Source organism: Spirosoma sp. KUDC1026 (assembly GCF_013375035.1).
Classification (GTDB): Bacteria; Bacteroidota; Bacteroidia; order Cytophagales; family Spirosomataceae; genus Spirosoma.
The window spans coordinates 940,267-958,635 of record NZ_CP056032.1 but is presented as its reverse complement, the minus strand read 5'-3'; the positions used below and the strand labels follow the sequence as shown (position 1 = coordinate 958,635).

Genomic DNA, 18,369 nt, shown 5'->3' with positions numbered 1-18,369 from the left:
TGCGCCCTGATTACTAAGCACATAAATTACTATCTTCCTTTTCATCAATATGATTTTATCAAGACTCTTTAACTTATCCAGTTCTAATCTACCATATAAAAAATTTGTTGTTATAGTCCTTAAATTTGTCTGATTTCCCAGAGTGCTTCTTTACGTCTTATATGCATACCGTTCCGTTACGACAGTTGGCCGATCAGTTGACCGGTGACTTCTATGATGACTTTACCCAACGGACTCTTTACGCAACCGATGCATCGGCCTATCGCGAGATGCCTATGGCTGTTGCTGTTCCCAAAACAGTCGAGGATTTAAAAACGCTGATCAACTTTGCCCGGACTCATAAAACGTCGCTTATCCCCCGTACTGCAGGAACGTCGTTGGCGGGACAGGTTGTGGGTAGCGGTATCGTGGTAGACGTATCGAAACACTTCACGAAAATTCTGGAGATCAATCCCGAAGAGAAATGGGTACGGGTACAGCCGGGTGTTATTCGGGATGAGCTCAACCAGTTCCTGAAACCCTACGGCCTCTATTTCGGCCCGGAAACCTCGACGGCGAACCGGGCAATGATTGGTGGCATGGTTGGCAACAATTCGTGCGGTTCCAATTCGGTTGTCTATCGGTCAACGCGCGAGCATACGCTGGCCGTTAAAGCACTCTTGGCTGATGGTTCCGAGATCGAATTCAGCGCTATGAGCGGCTGGGATCTGACCAAGCAGGTAGCCGAAGCCAGCCGTCGGAATGGTTCGGCAACTTTAGCCGATAAAATCCTGCTAAAAACCAATTCGATTCTTTCTGACTCGGAGAACCAGGAAGAGATTCGCAAAAACTTTCCTAAGAGCAGCATCGAACGCCGGAATACGGGTTATGCGCTCGATGTCCTGCTGGGTATGGAACCATTCACGCCCGATGGTTCGGCCTTTAACTTGGCAAAGTTCATTGCTGGGTCGGAGGGTACACTTTGCTTTATTACGGAGATCAAACTCAATCTGGTTCCTCTGCCGCCTAAAGAAGGCGGACTGGTTTGTGTACATTGTCACTCCATCGACGAAGCGCTACGTACTACGCTGGTAGCGCTGAAATACGGGCCATACGCCGTCGAGCTTATTGACGATATTATTCTGGAACGAGCCGACAGCAATCCGGAGCAGCAGAAAAACAGCTTTTTTGTTCAGAAAACGCCAACCAATCATTTCCCAATTATTCTGGTCGTTGATCTGTCGCGCGATACGCGACAGGAGATCGAACAACTGGCCCAGGAAATGGAAGCCGAAATGCGGGCAGCAGGACTCGGCTATCACTACCCGCTCCTGTTCGGAGAAGACACGAAGAAAATCTGGACGCTCCGTAAGGCAGGCCTTGGCTTACTGGGTAACCTGCCAGGCGATGAAAAAGCGGTTGCCGTTATTGAGGACACCGCCGTTGATGTACGCGACCTGCCTGATTTCATCCGCGATTTCAACGAGATTCTGCAAAAGAACGGTATGTCGGCAGTGCACTACGCGCATGCCGGCTCGGGCGAAATCCACCTTCGGCCAATTATTAACCTGAAAACCCGGGAGGGTCATCAGCAATACCGGATGATTGCCGAAGAAATAGCAACGCTGGTCAAGAAATACGATGGCTCCTTATCGGGCGAGCACGGCGACGGTCGACTACGCGGTGAATTCATTCCGCGGATGGTTGGTCCACACAACTACGAACTGATGCGGGAGCTCAAGCATACCTGGGACCCTGACGGCATTTTTAACCCCGGCAAAATCGTAGAAACGCCACCCATGGATACGTTCCTACGGTATGAAGCCAACCAGCAGACACCAGCCTTTCAGACGTATTTCCGGTATAAGGATCAGGACGTACTACAGCATGCCGAGCAGTGTAACGGCTCGGGCGACTGTCGCAAAACGGAGGCTTCAGGCGGCACCATGTGTCCTAGTTACATGGCGACCCGGAACGAAAAAGACACGACCAGAGCCCGAGCCAACATTCTCCGCGAGATGCTGACGCGCTCGCCCAAAGAGAATCGCTTCGATCATAAGGAAATCAAAGAAGTGTACGATCTATGCCTGTCGTGTAAAGGCTGTAAAAGCGAATGTCCGTCGAACGTGGACGTAGCGAAATTAAAAGCCGAATTTTTACAGCATTACTATGACACGAACGGCGTCCCCATCCGGTCGCGGCTGATTGCCAATTTCGCGCGGTTTTCGAATTTGGCGTCGCTGGTTCCCTGGGCCTGGAACGGAGTGCTGGGTACGCCAAGTATCCGTCGGGTAGCGAATCGGGTCATTGGTTTCCACCCGGATCGAACCATGCCACTGCTGGAGAAAACGACCCTCAGAAACTGGGCAAAGAACCGGCAGAAACTGTCCGGAAAGCCGTCGCGAAAGCTATATTTCTTCTGTGATGAGTTTACTAATTACAACGACGTTTCAGTTGGTCAGAAAGCCATCCAGCTATTCGAGCGGCTGGGCTACGAAGTTGTTATCCCGGAACACGGCGAAAGTGGTCGGGCGGCCCTGTCCAAAGGAATGCTTAAGTACGCCAAGACGCTGGCCGAACGAAACATTAGAGCGTTGCAGGACATCGTTACACCCGAAACACCACTAGTTGGGATGGAACCCTCGGCCATCCTGACATTCCGCGACGAATACCCTGATCTGGTTGACGAATCGCTGGTTGAGGCTGCTCGCCGTATTGCCGTCAATGCGCTGACGTTTGAAGAGTTTGTAGCCCGGGAGATGGATGCCAGCCGCATCTCAGCGGACGATTTCACCGATGAAACACGGCTAATCAAGCTGCATGGTCACTGCCAGCAGAAAGCTGTTTCGTCGTTGGTCCCCGGTAAGAAATCGTTATCGCTCCCCAAAAACTATACCGTTCAGCTAATTCCGTCGGGATGCTGCGGTATGGCGGGATCGTTCGGTTACGAAGCCGAACATTATGACGTATCGATGCAAATTGGCGAGCTAGTGTTGTTTCCAACAGTGCGTCAGCAGCCCGACAACGTTATTATTGCAGCTCCTGGTACGTCCTGCCGCCACCAGATCAAAGATGGAACCGGGCGCAAAGCGAAGCATCCGGCCGAGATTTTATTTGAGGCCCTGGCCTGATTAAACGAGCCAGTTACGAAGCCAGCCTGCTGCGAAGAAAGATTTTTTCACAGCAGGCTGGCTTTTTCGTCTGCCGCGAAATAAGCAAAACGATCTCGTAATCAGGTAACGTATCGACATTCCAACCCTTTGCGTATTATTATGGTCAGCATCACACAGACTACTGTCTGCTTATTCTGCCATGCCCAATCGGCCTTTGGAATAAAATTTGATTTATGTACTTACCCCCTCTTTTCGTCTATGGTAGCACCTCTACGTTGGTTACTCGTCATCCTGCTAACGACACCTGCCATTCACCTTCGGGCACAACATCGACCAGAGAGCAACCTGCCGCTCTGCGCCACCCCCGATCTGAGCGAGGATGAACAACGTAAGTTAAGCAGCCAGGCTGCAGCTGCATTATGGGTCAAAAAAACGTCGGGAGCGAACCTTAATGTCATTACCTACGTCCCCATCCGACCGCATATCATACGACGCAGCAATGGGACAGGGGGTATGTCGCTGGACAAACTCGCTAATATCATTGCCAACACAAATCGCTATTACCTGAATAACAATGCCGGTATTCAATTCTACCTGGCAGGTACTACACCCGATTACATTGACGATGACAATCTCTACAATGGGTTTCCGGCTTTTGACGAATCAAGTATCAACGCCCGTGATGCCACCAACGCGCTGAACCAGTATTACATCCATGCGTTTACCAATTCGAGCATGGCAGGGTATGCCTACTTTCCGAACAACACTGTACAATCGACCCGCTCCTTCATTCTGGATGAAGATAATGAAGAAGACATGGGAACCCGGTTGATTCCACATGAACTAGGGCACAATTTCAACCTGATTCACACGTTTGGGAGGCAAAGCGTAGGGACAGATGAGCTGGTAACCCGTGGAAACGGAGCCAACTGTTTAATTGCGGGCGACGAACTCTGTGATACGCCCGCTGATCCCTATGGACGCCAGGGGGCCACGACAGCTTTTCAGAACGGATGCCAGGTGTATAATGGTACCGCACGGGATGCACAGGGACTACTGTACCAGCCTTCTGTTACAAATATCATGTCGTACTATTTTGCCTGCACGCATGATTTCACCCAGGGTCAATACGAGCGAATACAGGCCGGACTGGCCCTCCGCCAGACGCACTCAGCTTATTCGCTGAATTACCCGTCTACCAATGTATCAACCCCGGGTAGTCTGGCGGCTGTTCTTCAGGAGAATAACGTTGTGCTCACCTGGCAGGACAACGCAACGAACGAGATTGGGTACTTTATTGAGCGTTCTACCCAGCCTAACGCCAATTTTGTTCCGATTGGCGGAACAGGCCCAAATCGTATCTCCTACGTTGATACCAAAACAACCAGTTACACCACCTATTACTACCGGATACGGCCAGCCAATTCGACAGCAAACATCAGCTCTGTGATTAGTATCACCACCCAGGCCTGTAATCCCGTGTACGCCAATAACTGCCTCTATGGCGATGGACTCGCCAGCCTTACCCTGAGTGGCTCAGTCTTAAGCCAGAATTCGGGCTGCTCACCCAGTGGCTACAATTCGTTTACCACCTCTACAACAGTTACCGCGGGCCAGTCGTACACCCTCAGCGGGACTTTCCTTAGTACAAACTATCCGGAAGGCGTTACGGTCTGGGCTGACCTTAATCGAAACGGTGTATTTGAGACTGAACAGGGCGAACGACTTTTCCAGACCCCAACGACTGTATTTGAGCGCTTTACCGGCGTCATTACGCTCCCTAAGAACACAACGGCGGGACCTTTGACCATACGGGCCACGCTGGCCTATGATGTCGTTCCCGAGTCCCCCTGCGGAAACTACAACTACGGCGAAACCGAAGATTATATTGTAACGGTCAATAATGCGGCTGTGACTCAGCAAAGCAGTGCCGACCTGAGCATTCAGTTTGTGGCTACGCCCCGAACGCCCATTCAGAATCAGCCCATTACGTATGCAGTCACAGTAGTCAACAATGGCCCCGATGATGCTACAGGCGTCAGCTGGCAAAATCGGCTACCCGAGGGGCTTACCTTTCTGAGTGGCGACGTAGGCGTTACCGCTGCGAATTCGGTAATTAGCGCCAGCAATATTTCACTGAGCCGTGGCAACGCTACTACATTCCGTTATCAGTTGATGCCTACGCAGGCAGGTACTTTTCAGAACGCCGTTCAGATTACAGCTACGAACCAGTCTGATCCGGATTCGCAGCCTAATTCCGGCACCGGTGATGGACAGGACGATATGGCAACAGTCGATGTTCGGACAACCTCCGCAGCTGGCGCATTTTATGCCTCGCCCAATCCCAGCCAGATTCCCTTGCCAGCAATTGCATCCAACCAGCCAGTCCCCGATGCTGGTAAAGCCGATTTGTCTATCAGTCAGATGGCTGGCAACCTAGTTGCTAAAACGGGTTCGGTTATCTCCTTTTCGCTGCTGGTCAGCAATGCCGGTGGTTTGACAGCAACGAATGTGGTTTTACGGGACACGCTACGTGGTCTCCGTATGGTCTCTTCACCAGCCAGCTTTACGCAGGTTGCGCTCACAGGTACCTATACGGTCGTTGATTTTGCCATACAATCCCTGGCCCCTGGCGCATTGGCGGTAGTAACCTTTACGGCACAGATTCCGGCAGGCGGCTCCCTGAAAAATACGGCGGAGGTTTGGCGCGTTGACCAGTCCGATCCGGATTCAACTCCAGGCAGCCAGTCACCATCCGCTAATAACCTGAATGGTGAGGACGATATCTGCCAGCTAGCTTTACGAATTAGCTCCTGACGTAGCCTCAAAGGGCCATTGTCTGCGCACTCCGGCCGACAACATAAACGCACCGATACCCAGTACCGTCACGACAAGGCCGGAAAGTATAAACGGCAGCCCCGTAGACACAAAAACAAACAACCATACGCCAACTGCGAGCAGTACGGGTATTGGATAGAATGGCATTCGAAACGGAAACTCAGCAGCACTACGGCGCCGGTGCAGCAGCAGCAGACCTATTGCCTGTCCGACAAACTGCACCATAATCCGCATCGCCAGAATAGCCGTAATCACATCGCCCAGTCGAAAGAGCAGGCTGAAGACAAAACCTAAGCCCCCCAGAATCAACAGCGAAACATAAGGAAACTGACGGGTTGGGTGAAGTTTGGCAAAAATCGAGAAAAACTGTCCGTCGGCGGCCGCAGCATACGGTACCCGCGAATAGCCGAGCAGGACAGCGAAAAGTGATGAAAAAGCTACCAGTAACACCAAAACCGTTGCCAGACGAGCCGCATCCGGCCCGTAGAGCGTTTCAACAAACGTACTGACGATGAAATCACTTTCCTGCGCTTCCTGCCAGGGCACTACGCTGATTACCGAAAGGTTCATGAGCAGGTAAAGCGCAGCAATACCTATAATTGAAATGAACATACTGGCCGGAATATTCCGTGTCGGGCGTTGAATTTCGCCCCCCAGATGGCAGACGTTGTAGTAGCCCAGGTAGCAATAAATGGTTTTCACCGAAGCCTGCCCCAGACCGGCGGCTAGTACGCTTCCGCTTACGGATTGAATAGATTCAAACGTTGTTGAGAGCGGAATACGACTGTTTGTAAGCCCCCCTACGATGATCCAGCCGAGGGTAAGCAATACCGCGCCCCACATGACAAGGCCAATCTTTCCGATAGAGTCAATCCTTCGATAAAGCAGGCCAATGATAATCAGTACGACTCCGCCTGATACAACCCGACGCTGCCAGTCTTCCATCGGCATCAGATAGGAGGCATACTGCGAAAAACCGATCGCGCCCGAGGCCATTACCAGCGGAGCCTGAATCAGAGTTTGCCATACGTAGAGGAAGGAAAGGAGTTTGCCCCACCGTCGTTCACCGTACGAGATTTTCAGAAAATTATAACTCCCGCCCGCCTGTGGGAAGGCCGCCCCAAGCTCAGACCAGACGAACGCATCAACAAGCGACACCACAGCGCCCAGGACCCAGGCCCAGATGAACTGTGGCCCACCCATGGTTTTTATAACCAGCGGCAGCACAACGAATGGGCCGATGCCCACCATGTCGATCATGTTGAGCGCCGTACCCTGTAACAGATTAAGTCGACGCGGTAACGGTGCGGATGAGCTTGGTTCGGGAGAAGTAGAATCAGCCAATGTGCGTTTCGTGCTAGTATCCGCAGGAAATAAGGATTTTCCTGCGCAATACGTTCAGATGACGCCCGGCCGAACTCTAAATTTCGGACGACCTTTAGTTTGCCAGTTAGTTACAGGAGTCTGAGGCTCTGATAGGTACTTATCGTTTCCCAAGCCGGCTGATGGCTTTGATGTTGGCTGGCCGTTTCGAGAAATCGTTCAGTATAGCATCCATATAAGCTTCAGAAGCAACCAGAAACTTGGTCAGTCTCAACGATTTCTGATATTTAAGTATATTTAAAAATTCATAGGCCATGTACTTTGTGTAGTACAGTTTATAAAAACTGTTTTTAGTATTTTTCAGGATCAGCGACTGGTTTCGCATACCGTAGTACTTCCGCCAGATCACTTCATATTTCCAGTCTTTGTCGGTTTCTTCTTTTGCCTTTGGGTGATAAAAAATGCTGCCGGTAACGGTAATAAGTGGAAACCCATTTTTAGCTACGCGCGTGCAGAACTCCGTTTCGTCTCCCCATATGAACATTTCTTTTTTGGGGAAACCTATTTTAGTAAAAATATCGCGGGCGATCAGCGTACCATTGAACGGATTTATGTCACCATTGATCACCGGAACCCCCATCAGTTCCTGAGCGTCATTGACGTGTTTACCGTTAAACTTCAAGGAGAAAGCCAGTTTTGAACTATCGTCCTTCGATAAAACCAGCGAGTTGAGAATGCAAGGGCCTGGAACAGGGAAATCGAGTAAATTTTGCAGCGCGTTGGCATGGGGGTATCCGTCGTCGTCCATCACCCAGATCCAGTCGAATCCCAGATCGTATGCTTCTTTCATTCCGCGATGAAATCCCCCGGCTCCCCCCGAGTTTTCCTGATGAAAGGCAATTATATTTTTCTTACTATCTAGCCATTGATCAGTTCCGTCGGTACTGCCGTTATTGACGACAACGATTGCATCGGGTAGGCGCTCCTGGGTTTCTAAAGCTTGTACACATTCCTTTAGTAAAGCTAATCGATTATAGGTTACTATTACCGCAGCTACTTTCTTATTCATTTTCTATATAATCTTAATATACTTACTCGATAATATGCCTGACTCGCAGTCTGTAATGTTCTGAAATTTAACGACCAGTCATTCTAAATGCCTTTTCATTAATAACCATACGTTATAAGACTTATATGGATTATCTTCAAAATTAGTATCCGAGAGCGTTATCTAGTAATCTGAAAAATCTTTTTATTAAACGTTCCCGATAAAAGGTAGATTTAACAGACAAGATACTAAGTCATCATTTTTGTCTTTACGCCCTCAACACCTCTTAAATTACTGATAATCAAATCCTGTTCAACCCTGTCTGCTTTGAACCAAATTAGTCAATTAACAGACTCACGTAGTACTGGCTGCCAATAAGTGGGTTACCCCAGGATTGCGTATACAAGGTTCCCAGAAGATTCGTACCCCCTAGTTTCAGGGTCGCTCTGTACTGACTCAACCGTTTGTTGACCTGGGCATCGAGCGTCCCAAATGCGGGAATAATTGTCTGCCGACGGTTCGTCGCTTCAATATTCGCAAAACTCGACTCCCATACAAAGGCATTCTGGTGTCTCCATACAACGTTGACGCCAATTCCAGTCTGTCGGATATTGCGGTTCCCAATCGATACGTTGTAGCGATAATTGGGCGTGTTGAAACCGGTCAAAAATCCGTAGGGAATTTCACTGCTGTTCAGTAACGTATTAAACGAAATATTGCCGCCAACCATAAAGTTTTGGGGCAGTACACAGTCGACACTAACGGCCCAGCCCGCATTTTTTAACTGAATAGGTGCGTTGGCGGGGAAACTGTAAACACTACGTGTTGTAGCACTCAACAGCGACAAGGGGAAGCCGCTACCACCCGGCGAGTTATCCTGTACCACCGCCTGTGACCCTTCGAAATTGAGAAAGCGATTGTAATAATAATAGGCGTCAATAAACAGCCGGTTTTTGATCAGTGCCTTGTAGCCAACCTCATACGTCTCTACACGTTCTGGATCATAACCAGGGTTCGTAAACCGTTGAAGTAAGGCGCTGGCCTGAGCGGGCGATGCTCCGTTTTGTACTGCGCTGGCAAAAGCCAGTACAGATGTCGACGTATAAACCGGACTCCCGGCGAAATTGTACTTCTGAGCAAAAACGGGCAGTCCACCAATTAACCGGGCGGTTGGCGTATTGAGGTTTATGTATTGCGACTGCGTCGTTGGAATCCGGAATCCCTGCTGAAAAGAAGCCCGGAAGTTATGAATCCCCGCCACCGTCACGACGGCCGACAACCGGGGGCTGATCTGTGGTTTGAAATTCTGGTTTTTATCGTATCGGATTGATCCCGCCAGCTTCAGCACGCCAGCTATTGTTTTTGCCGCCTGAGCGTATCCGCCGAATTCATTGATTGTATATTCCGAGCCATCGTCTTTCGTCAGAAAAATGGTACCGTTTGAGTTCAGCGCGTACTGTCTGACATTTCCTCCAACAATCAGCTCCAGCGTCGACGGTTTGATCAGCCTGCTGAAGTTGTACATAAATTCGCCGTGATAGAGATTTGTTTTATCCACAAATCGGGCGCCCACCCCCTGCTCATTACCCGGAATGGGTTTGGCTGCTACGGTCTCGAAGGTCTGTTGAAAGGCTGGACTCCCCGGCACCAGCCGGCCATTATCGGCAATTCCTCGCGCTACGCTCAGCCAGGCGTTTTGCTGACTGTTGACAAACGTCTGTGCATTAGCCAGCGCGGCCGCCGATGACTGCCCATTGCTGACTGATCCCAGGTAAGATTGAGCGTATCCCAGCAGGGCGCTTTGGGCGTAACTGCCGAAGAACTGCGGAAACCAGCCAGCCACACTTCCTTTCCAGGCTTCGTTGATACCTTGCCCCAAAATGCTGGTCGCGTAGGCATCACCCGATCGTTCCTGAGTCGTGTAGGCTCGGATAAAGAAGTTAGCTCCTTTTAACTCCAGTTTGTACTGCCCCAGCGAGAAGCCTTTAATATAAAACCGGTCGATACCCGTGTATACTGTCGTGCCGGTTCCCCAGTTAGCCTGTCCGATCAGTTCCAGCGCGTCGTTGATACGGTAATGTATAGCCCCGCTTAATTTCAGATTGCTAATTTTATAATCGATCAAATCCTGCTCCCGATAGCCCGTTCGCGAGATCGTGATGTTTGGGATAATCGCGTTAAAAAGCTGCTGGGAGGTCTGCCCGGTCAGTTGAGGTAAAGTCAGGTTGTTGGCAAACGGAATTTGTGTGCTCTCAATCAGTCCCAGTAGCTGCGATGTTCCATTGGCCCCCGTACCCGGCTGGCCGTTTCCGTATAAACTGCTGTACAGATTGGCGCTGGCATCGCCATACACGTTGATTCCATCGTAGCCGGGATTGTTCTGCGGAGTTCCTGTTTCAAGCGTAGTACCGTTCGCAAAACTCTGATCGCGGTAGTCGGTAGCCTGCCAGTCGGTGGCTTTCAGGTATGATACGTTTGCTTTGACCGCCCACCTGTTCCTGAACGCTTTGGCGTAACGTACCGCCAGATCATAGTAGGGCGTAACGGCAGTACTTCGATTAACGGCGTTCATGGCCCCCGCTTTTACCTGAGCACTGAGCCCTTGGTACAGAAACGGGCTTTTTGAGGTCATCATCAGCAAGCCGTTAATGGCATTGGGGCCGTATAGCGCCGAAGCCGCTCCTGGTAGCAGTTCGACGCTTTCCAGATCCAGTTCCGATACGCCAGCAATATTGCCAATGGAAAAGTTAAGACCAGGAGCCTGGTTATCCATTCCATCGACAAGCTGCACAACGCGTAGATTGCCATTAGCCCCGAATCCCCGGACGTTAACCGACCGGAACGTGAGACTTTGCGTGCTCATATCAACTCCTTTCAGGTTGTTTAAGGCATCGTAGAACGTAGCCGCTGGCGTTGACTGGATAGCGCGTAAATCCATTTTCTCGACTGATACGGGCGATTTCATAACGCTTTCCTCAACCCGCGAAGCAGACACAATCACTTCCTGACCCAGGATAGGCTGCTCCTGTAGTTCGATAGTCAAACCAACCTGATCGGACGTAATGGTTCGTTCTTGGGTCTGGAAACCAACGCCCGTCACGGCAATCGTAAACGGTGTTGGCACAGCCGTTACCAGCGCGAATTTCCCGTTTTCATCGGTGATCGTTCCGGCCACTTTTCCTTTCACGGCAATGCTGATCCCGGATAGCCCGCTGCGATTCACCGCATGAATGACCTGCCCCGCCAGGCGAGTCTGTCCCCAGGCGGCCAGATGAACACCTACGAAGAAAAAGAGCCAGATCAATCGGCGGTAAGCAGTCAATTTCGTCATAGCCCCGAAAGTTTTGTCACTACGTAAAGTACGTTCATCTACAATCCGTTACGGTCTCTCACCTGCTAATTGACCAAATTAGTAGACCAAACTAACTACCGTTTGGCCGTTTTTCGACTCAGATTTATTTTGGGGTAGTAAATCGTACCGGAGCTTGCCTTTTTATTTTCTATCAGGACTCTAAACTATTACGTAAATGACTACAGAAGAAAACCTACTTCCCGATAATACCGGCCGACGCGACTTTCTGAAAGCTTCCAGCCTGTTAACGGGGGGCGCTATTCTAAGCAGTCTCCCATTCAGCAGCCGGGCGGCTGGTTATTATTTCACGGCAAACGATACCATCAAAGTTGCCCTGATTGGCTGCGGGGGCCGAGGGACGGGCGCTGCACAACAGGCGCTGAATACGAAGCAGAATGTAAAAATTGTGGCTATGGCTGATGCCTTTCGCGATCGGCTCGACGATGCCTATAAAGCCCTGAGTGGTCGCAATCTGAAAGCCGCCGATGGCACACCCAAGGTAGTTGTTCCCGAAGAGCATAAGTTTGTTGGCTTTGATGCATATAAGCAGGCCATCGCGCTGGCTGATGTAGTCATTCTGGCCACGCCACCGGGTTTCCGCCCCAGTCATTTTGAGGAAGCCGTTCGGCAGGGCAAACAGGTATTTATGGAAAAACCAGTGGCGACCGATGCCCCCGGGATTCGGCGGGTGCTGGCAGCGGCCGAAGAAGCCAAAAAGAAGAAACTGAACGTTGTTGTCGGCCTGCAACGGCGTTACCAGCCCAGCTACCGCGAGATGATTAAGCGGATTCACGACGGCGCTCTCGGCGATATCGTAGGCGGACAGGTGTACTGGATCAGCGGGGGTGTCTGGCACAAGCCACGCCAACCCCAGCAGACTGAAATGGACTATCAGATGCGTAACTGGTACTACTTCAACTGGCTGTGCGGGGACCATATCAACGAGCAGCACGTCCACAACATCGACGTAGCCAACTGGGTCAAAAACGGCTATCCTGTATCCTGTCAGGGAACCGGGGGCCGGCAGGTTCGGAACGGTAAAGATGACGGCGAAATCTTCGACCACCACATCGTAGACTTTGTGTATGCCGACGGTACAACCATCAACAGCCAATGTCGACACTACGAAGGCACCTTCAGCCGGGTAGACGAAATGTTCCTAGGCACGAAAGGTAAAGTCGAAGGGATGGAGAAGCGGAGTAGTGCCTTACTGGGTTACAACGGCCAGCCTATTTACACTTACGACGCCAAAGCGGACGGGAATCCGTACCAAATTGAACACGATGAGTTGTTCGACGCCGTGGCCAAAGGCGAATATAAGTTTGCCGATGCCGAGCGGGTTGCGAAAAGTACCATGACGGCCATCATGGGCCGGATGGCGACATATTCGGGCAAGGTCGTCAAATGGGACGAAGCGTTGAATTCGCAGATCGATCTATTCCCCGATAAACTGGCCTGGGACGCTATGCCTAAAGTACTGCCCGACAAAGACGGTTTCTACCCGATTGCCGTTCCCGGCAAAACGGTGACGGTCTAACTACGAGCCGGCTGTTTGCGAGTATTCCCCTACTCGCAAACAGCCGGCTACGACATCCATACGCAACGACTCCTCACCATGTGTCGCTTCTCGACAGTACTAACAGCAGTAGGCCTTAGCTTACTTGCCGGTTCGTCTCTTGCCCAACCCGACACGTCCCCCAAACCAATGCCGGACGGCTGTTCCTGCCCGACTGTGCTCAGCGAAGCCGTTGATAAAGTCACTCGTATGTATGCCGGTTTTGACGATAAAGTCAACGCCCGTACGCGTTCACAGTATAACGAAGTATTGAAGACGGTTACGGCCGATGCACAAAAAGCCCAAACCCTCGACGACTGCGGTAAGGTTCTGAAAACGTACACCAATTTTTTCCGGGATAGTCACGTCTTTCCGATGTGGAATAAATCGGGGGCGAAACTGATAATGGCCGGTGAAGCCTACAAAAACGCAACGAATCTGGTAACGTTCAGGCAACTGAATCCGGAGTACATCTACGTAAAGCTGGCTAATTTTAACGAGCGCGACGTCAACGAACTCGATAGCCTGCTACGGGCCAATACCGCGCTGATTGCCCGAACGCCTAACCTTATTCTCGACTTGCGCGGAAATGGGGGCGGCAACACCAGCACGTCGGAGGAGATGGTCAAACTCATCTACACCAACCCGATTATTTACCCCGCTACGGATGAACGCTCAAGCGCGGAGCGCATAGAAGCCACCGAGAAAGATCTGAAGCCGTACCTCAAAGACACTATTAACAACGCTTTTTTTTACCATCGCGCGAAGAAACTCGTGCAGGACCTGAAAGCGAATCCAGGCGGTCTGGTCCGCTACGGTGATGACCTGACGCGAACCGCCGACGTATCACCAACAGCCAACCCGCAGCGTATCGCGCTCCTGATCGATAAAGGCACAGGTAGTTCAGCGGAGTACTTTATCTACGAGGGTAGCCAAAGCCGGAAAGTAACGACTTTCGGGATAAACTCGCATGGCGTTATGGATTATGGGGGTGATCAGAACAGACCGCTCTGCGATGGTACGTTTAACCTGGCCGTGCCCTGGTCGCGAAACGGCTGGACACGAAAGTTTCGCATCGACAACGTCTGATTTGCGCCTACTGTACGGATTCCGGCCACCGAAAAAGACTGGGTCGGATTTGTGCAACGCTACTACCAGACAAAAGCAACAAAGTAGAAAAGCTAAGCGCCTGATTAGTGCGCCTTATCAGTAAACGGGGTCGATTGCCAGTGGTGCAGTCGACCCCGTTTACGTTCGACCAACTGTACGATGGCGTAGGGAAACCGACGAATCAGTCGGCGACTTTTGCGCAATCCGGCTACGCTAAATACTTTGGTCAGCGCGTCGGCCTGCCAGCCCGTGGGTGCTGAAACAGTGGCTCGCACGAAATGGCGTAGTCCCAAACCAGACCGTGGGTTCATGATGTGCGAATACCGTCGGCCCCGGTAATCAAGATGCCGATATAGATCGCCGGATGTGGTAATGGCAACGTCACGCAGCACCAACGTAGCCGTGTCGCTTGTCTCGGGCGATCCGACGCTGACACGCCAGCCAGCCTGTCCGGGCGGGGCCCCGCTGATGAGGATATCGCCCCCCAGGTCGAGCAGGGCAGACCGAATACCGAGCCGGTGCAGTACACGCATGGCTTCGTCGTTGGCAAACCCCTGACCGATGCCTCCAACATCGAGTCGCATACCCGGCCGTCGCAATCGGGCAGAGCGAGTTATACTGTCGAGTTCAAGCAATCGATAGCCAACGGCCCGGTGCGCCTGTCGTCGTTGCTTTGCCGTCGGAAATTCGCCCCGCCGAACCGCCCGACGCCACAGCAGCGACAGCGGTCCGATGGTAGGATCGAATCGACCGCCGGACCGTTTCGCTACGTACTGCGCCTGCTGTAATACGTTGAACAGATCGGCCGAAACCGGTACCCAGCGGCCGGAGCCACTGGTTTCAGAGAGTCGGTTGATTTCGGAGCCATCCAGGTAATCACTCATTACCTGATTGAGCGAATCCATCCGGACCGAAACGGCCCTGTTGATTCGATTAGCGCCCAGGCTATCGGTAGCGTAGAAGATTAGCGTAAATTGTGTTCCCATTAACCCCCGGTGAAACTCGAATCGCTGCAGAGGTACTTGCGCAGACGCAGCCAGCGGCAGGAAAAAACCTACCAGCCATAAGCACCGTTTACGAAGCAGAAGACCAAAAGAATTAATCAAGGAAACACGTATGGTTACTATCAAAAATAAATACGTCCTGTTAGCCGCTGGTTTCTGGATCAGCGGTATTGTTCTGCTGTTGCTGGGAGCAATCTATAAAGCACAATCCTGGTCTGGCACCGTATTAAGCCTGGGCATTATTGGGCAGGCCATTGGGTTTGGCTTCCTGGGGTTTGCCATTATGCAGTCGGTCTTTCGGAAGAAAGAATAGTCTGGCTTTTCTATCTTCTTTGCTGCCGCTGGATTAGTAGCAAAACCTACAGCATTTCGGGCACCTTCACTGGTTCGACCTGCGTAGTCCGATTCCGGAGATACATATCGGCCAGAACCAGTGCAGCCATAGCTTCGACGATGGGTACGGCGCGGGGCACTACGCAGGGGTCATGCCGTCCTTTGCCCGACACAGTCACCGGTTGCCCGTTGACATCGACGCTATCCTGATCCTGCATGATGGTGGCTACGGGTTTGAAGGCCGTCCTAAAATAAATAGCCTCGCCGTTGCTGATACCACCCTGTATACCGCCCGACTTATTAGTTTTTGTGCGAACCTGACCGTGTTCGTCAGTATATAACTCGTCGTTGTGCATTGAGCCATATTCTTCGACACCCGCAAAGCCGCTGCCGTATTCGAACCCTTTCACGGCGTTAATGCTGAGCATGGCCTTCCCGAGTTCAGCATGTAGCTTATCGAACACGGGTTCGCCCCAGCCAGCTGGTACGCCCGTTACTACACAGTCGACAACCCCCCCGATGGAATCACCGCGCTTGCGGGTTTCGTCGATGTACTGGAACATTTCTTCGGCCATGGCGGGGTCGGGGCAGCGAACAGCGTTTTCTTCAGCCAACGCCAGATTCAGTTCCGAATACGTCTTGTTTAGCTTCATCGTGCCCACCTGCGACACGTAGGCCTGAATATGCACACCCAACTGAGCCAGCAAAAGTTTAGCCACGGCGCCAGCGGCAACCCGGGCTGCCGTTTCCCGCGCCGACGAACGACCTCCACCCCGATAATCCCGGGAGCCGTATTTGGTCTGGTACGTATAGTCAGCATGCGAAGGCCGGAACTGCTGGGCAATGTGTCCATAGTCCTTGCTGCGCTGGTCTGTGTTACGAATGATCAGAGCAATGGGAGTTCCCTGGGTCTGCCCCTCAAACACGCCCGAGAGCACTTCAAATTCGTCGGCTTCCCGGCGTTGGGTCGTGATACGAGATTGACCCGGCTTGCGCCGGTCCAGTTCGTGCTGAATAAAATCGAGATCAAACGCCAGACCGGCGGGGCATCCATCAATTACAACGCCGATGGCAGGTCCGTGAGATTCGCCGAAAGTAGCTATCTTAAAAATTGTTCCGTAAGTACTGCTCATAACTGGTCGGCTGGGCCGAGTCTGGACAAATTCCGCTGACTACCAACGGCACTGTCATTTTCTATAAAAGACAAAAATCATCCCTAACAGCATAAAAACAATCAGGACGTTCGCAATAATGCGAATTATGGCTGCTGTGCTGATGGGCTGATCGGTACTATCAAGCTGGGCTAAACCGGTATAAATTGAGCCGGGGTTCGTATTCTGACTGGTGCTGCCCAGGGTTGCTGCTGAATCGGCCGCCGAATCCTGTCCTCCGGCACCAACCCGTAACCGCAGGCCCGGCTGCAGCGTATCGTATCGTTGCGACTGCGGATCAAAAAATATCCATTGGAACCGGTTGGCTAGCGGAATTACCCCGTTCTGGTGCGGTACAATAAAATAGGTAAACGTTTTCCGGCCCGTAACCCGGTCTCCCTGCCGGTTGATAACCTGGCGCTCTTCGGGGGGAAATATATCAGCGTTATCGGTTTCGTTGACTAACGTAGGCGCTGTTAGCGTAGCGATATTTCCCTCTCCCGCAATTCCGAACCGGTATCGTACGCTCTGCCCAACCTGTACACGCTGGCGCTCCAGACTTTCTTCCAGCCGGAACGTACCAATGGCTACCCGACCACGTAGCGGGTGCGGGGGCAGCGCTTTTACGTTAATCGTCAGCGGAGTACTGGAAAACGAAATGGTTTCTGGCTGGGCCGCAGGCGGGCCAATAATTGGGCGACGATTTAGTTGTAGGGCTACGGCCGGGATACGTATCGACCGGTTGGCCAGTGGAAAAAAAACGGCTTGGTACAGACGGTACTCCCTGAACTTCTTGCCGCCAATCTGAATATTGACAGGCTTTAACTCTGAAATATTCAGATTTTCTTCCCAGGCGTTAACCGGCCTGATTTTCTTCGTGATGTTCTGCAGTTGCCGGTCCAGCGCAGTAAAATCAAGGATGTACGGGTAATTATCGGCAACAAAAAATGATAATGTCAGCGCGACCCCTTCACCGGTATAAATATCGTTTTTGGACGGGCGAAGTGTCAGAAAGGCAGCTCCGGCCGGTGGTGTAATCGGGGCGACAGCGGTGGTTGGTGTGGGCTGACTGGCAGCTACGCTCCCCTTGACGGTTAATGTAACCCCCTCCGATCGGATCACTTCGTCGTTAATCGTCAGCCGAAACGGCGGGAGCTGAAACTGACCTGCCGCGCGGGCCTGGTAATTCTGTGTAATAACCTGGCTCGTTACTGTTTTGCCGTTTATTTCGCTGGTTGTTACGCTTGCCGAAATTCCTTTTTTGGTAAAGCTTGGTATGTCCGGAAAGGCAATACTTGGTCTCGTTTCGCTGCTCGGAATGATTACAGAAATGGTAAAGGGCCGCTCAATCGGAAAAGTGGTTTCGCCAAATTCAATAACCGGCACGTTATCAACAGATTGGCCAACTACACGCCCAGCCCCTAAAATAAATAATACAACTATTAATGCTAATAATACAAGTTTAGTACTAATTTTATGGCAACAAATCACAGTAGAGGGCGTTACAGGTTTAGTTGCGTCTGCTACTCACAGACTAATAAACCTTTCTTTTTTTGTTGATTC

11 protein-coding genes are annotated in these 18,369 nt (G+C 51.5%); 5 read left to right on the top strand and 6 right to left on the bottom strand.

Going from position 1 to position 18,369, the window contains the following annotated elements:
* The first annotated feature begins 161 nt into the window (after positions 1-161).
* Together HU175_RS04110 and HU175_RS04105 are read left to right on the top strand one after the other, a co-directional pair.
* The gene (locus HU175_RS04110; protein WP_176565380.1) at positions 162-3,110 is read left to right on the top strand and encodes an FAD-binding and (Fe-S)-binding domain-containing protein; all 2,949 of its coding nucleotides are present in this window, start codon (positions 162-164) and stop codon (positions 3,108-3,110) included.
* Between the two features lie 240 nt (positions 3,111-3,350).
* The gene (locus tag HU175_RS04105; RefSeq protein WP_176565379.1) at positions 3,351-5,909 is read left to right on the top strand and encodes a GEVED domain-containing protein; all 2,559 of its coding nucleotides are present in this window, start codon (positions 3,351-3,353) and stop codon (positions 5,907-5,909) included.
* Here HU175_RS04105 and HU175_RS04100 read toward each other — a convergent pair.
* The 3 genes from HU175_RS04100 to HU175_RS04090 all read right to left on the bottom strand — a co-directional run bounded on the left by HU175_RS04100 (position 5,892) and on the right by HU175_RS04090 (position 11,632).
* Positions 5,892-7,274 carry an APC family permease gene (locus HU175_RS04100; protein WP_176565378.1) on the bottom strand — a complete coding sequence of 461 codons (1,383 nt, stop codon included), beginning with the start codon at positions 7,272-7,274 and terminating at the stop codon, positions 5,892-5,894. The genes HU175_RS04105 and HU175_RS04100 overlap by 18 nt on opposite strands.
* A gap of 139 nt (positions 7,275-7,413) precedes the next feature.
* The gene (locus HU175_RS04095; protein ID WP_176565377.1) at positions 7,414-8,322 is read right to left on the bottom strand and encodes a glycosyltransferase family 2 protein; all 909 of its coding nucleotides are present in this window, start codon (positions 8,320-8,322) and stop codon (positions 7,414-7,416) included.
* Positions 8,323-8,638: 316 nt separating this feature from the next.
* On the bottom strand, positions 8,639-11,632 hold the full coding sequence (locus HU175_RS04090; protein WP_176565376.1) for a TonB-dependent receptor: 2,994 nt from the start codon (positions 11,630-11,632) through the stop codon (positions 8,639-8,641).
* A 196-nt stretch (positions 11,633-11,828) separates the two neighbouring features.
* Between HU175_RS04090 and HU175_RS04085 the strand changes: the two genes are divergently transcribed.
* The gene (locus tag HU175_RS04085) at positions 11,829-13,190 is read left to right on the top strand and encodes a Gfo/Idh/MocA family protein (RefSeq protein WP_176565375.1); all 1,362 of its coding nucleotides are present in this window, start codon (positions 11,829-11,831) and stop codon (positions 13,188-13,190) included.
* A 15-nt stretch (positions 13,191-13,205) separates the two neighbouring features.
* Positions 13,206-14,297, top strand: coding sequence for a S41 family peptidase (locus HU175_RS04080; RefSeq protein ID WP_176565374.1), 1,092 nt, complete (start codon positions 13,206-13,208; stop codon positions 14,295-14,297).
* 104 nt (positions 14,298-14,401) lie between these two features.
* Here the strand turns inward: HU175_RS04080 and HU175_RS04075 are convergent, their stop codons facing one another.
* Positions 14,402-15,304, bottom strand: coding sequence for an FAD:protein FMN transferase (locus HU175_RS04075; protein WP_176565373.1), 903 nt, complete (start codon positions 15,302-15,304; stop codon positions 14,402-14,404).
* A 130-nt stretch (positions 15,305-15,434) separates the two neighbouring features.
* Here HU175_RS04075 and HU175_RS04070 point away from each other — a divergent pair, with 130 nt between their 5' ends.
* Positions 15,435-15,635, top strand: coding sequence for a hypothetical protein (locus tag HU175_RS04070; RefSeq protein WP_176565372.1), 201 nt, complete (start codon positions 15,435-15,437; stop codon positions 15,633-15,635).
* Positions 15,636-15,681: 46 nt separating this feature from the next.
* On the opposite strand, the gene aroC is transcribed toward HU175_RS04070, so the two are convergent.
* Both aroC and HU175_RS04060 read right to left on the bottom strand, forming a co-directional pair.
* Positions 15,682-16,788, bottom strand: a complete 1,107-nt coding sequence (gene aroC, locus HU175_RS04065) for a chorismate synthase (protein WP_176565371.1) — start codon at positions 16,786-16,788, stop codon at positions 15,682-15,684.
* A gap of 54 nt (positions 16,789-16,842) precedes the next feature.
* Positions 16,843-18,192, bottom strand: a complete 1,350-nt coding sequence (locus tag HU175_RS04060; RefSeq protein WP_228724310.1) for a BatD family protein — start codon at positions 18,190-18,192, stop codon at positions 16,843-16,845.
* Positions 18,193-18,369 lie beyond the last annotated feature (177 nt).

What these genes read in the sequence shown, in the direction of transcription:
- HU175_RS04110 (WP_176565380.1), top strand. Translation starts at nt 162, where the DNA reads ATGCATACCGTTCCGTTACGACAGTTGGCCGATCAGTTGACCGGTGAC.
- HU175_RS04105 (WP_176565379.1), top strand. Translation starts at nt 3,351, where the DNA reads ATGGTAGCACCTCTACGTTGGTTACTCGTCATCCTGCTAACGACACCT.
- HU175_RS04095 (WP_176565377.1), bottom strand. Translation starts at nt 8,322, where the DNA reads ATGAATAAGAAAGTAGCTGCGGTAATAGTAACCTATAATCGATTAGCT.
- HU175_RS04090 (WP_176565376.1), bottom strand. Translation starts at nt 11,632, where the DNA reads ATGACGAAATTGACTGCTTACCGCCGATTGATCTGGCTCTTTTTCTTC.
- HU175_RS04085 (WP_176565375.1), top strand. Translation starts at nt 11,829, where the DNA reads ATGACTACAGAAGAAAACCTACTTCCCGATAATACCGGCCGACGCGAC.
- HU175_RS04075 (WP_176565373.1), bottom strand. Translation starts at nt 15,304, where the DNA reads ATGGGAACACAATTTACGCTAATCTTCTACGCTACCGATAGCCTGGGC.
- HU175_RS04070 (WP_176565372.1), top strand. Translation starts at nt 15,435, where the DNA reads ATGGTTACTATCAAAAATAAATACGTCCTGTTAGCCGCTGGTTTCTGG.
- aroC (WP_176565371.1), bottom strand. Translation starts at nt 16,788, where the DNA reads ATGAGCAGTACTTACGGAACAATTTTTAAGATAGCTACTTTCGGCGAA.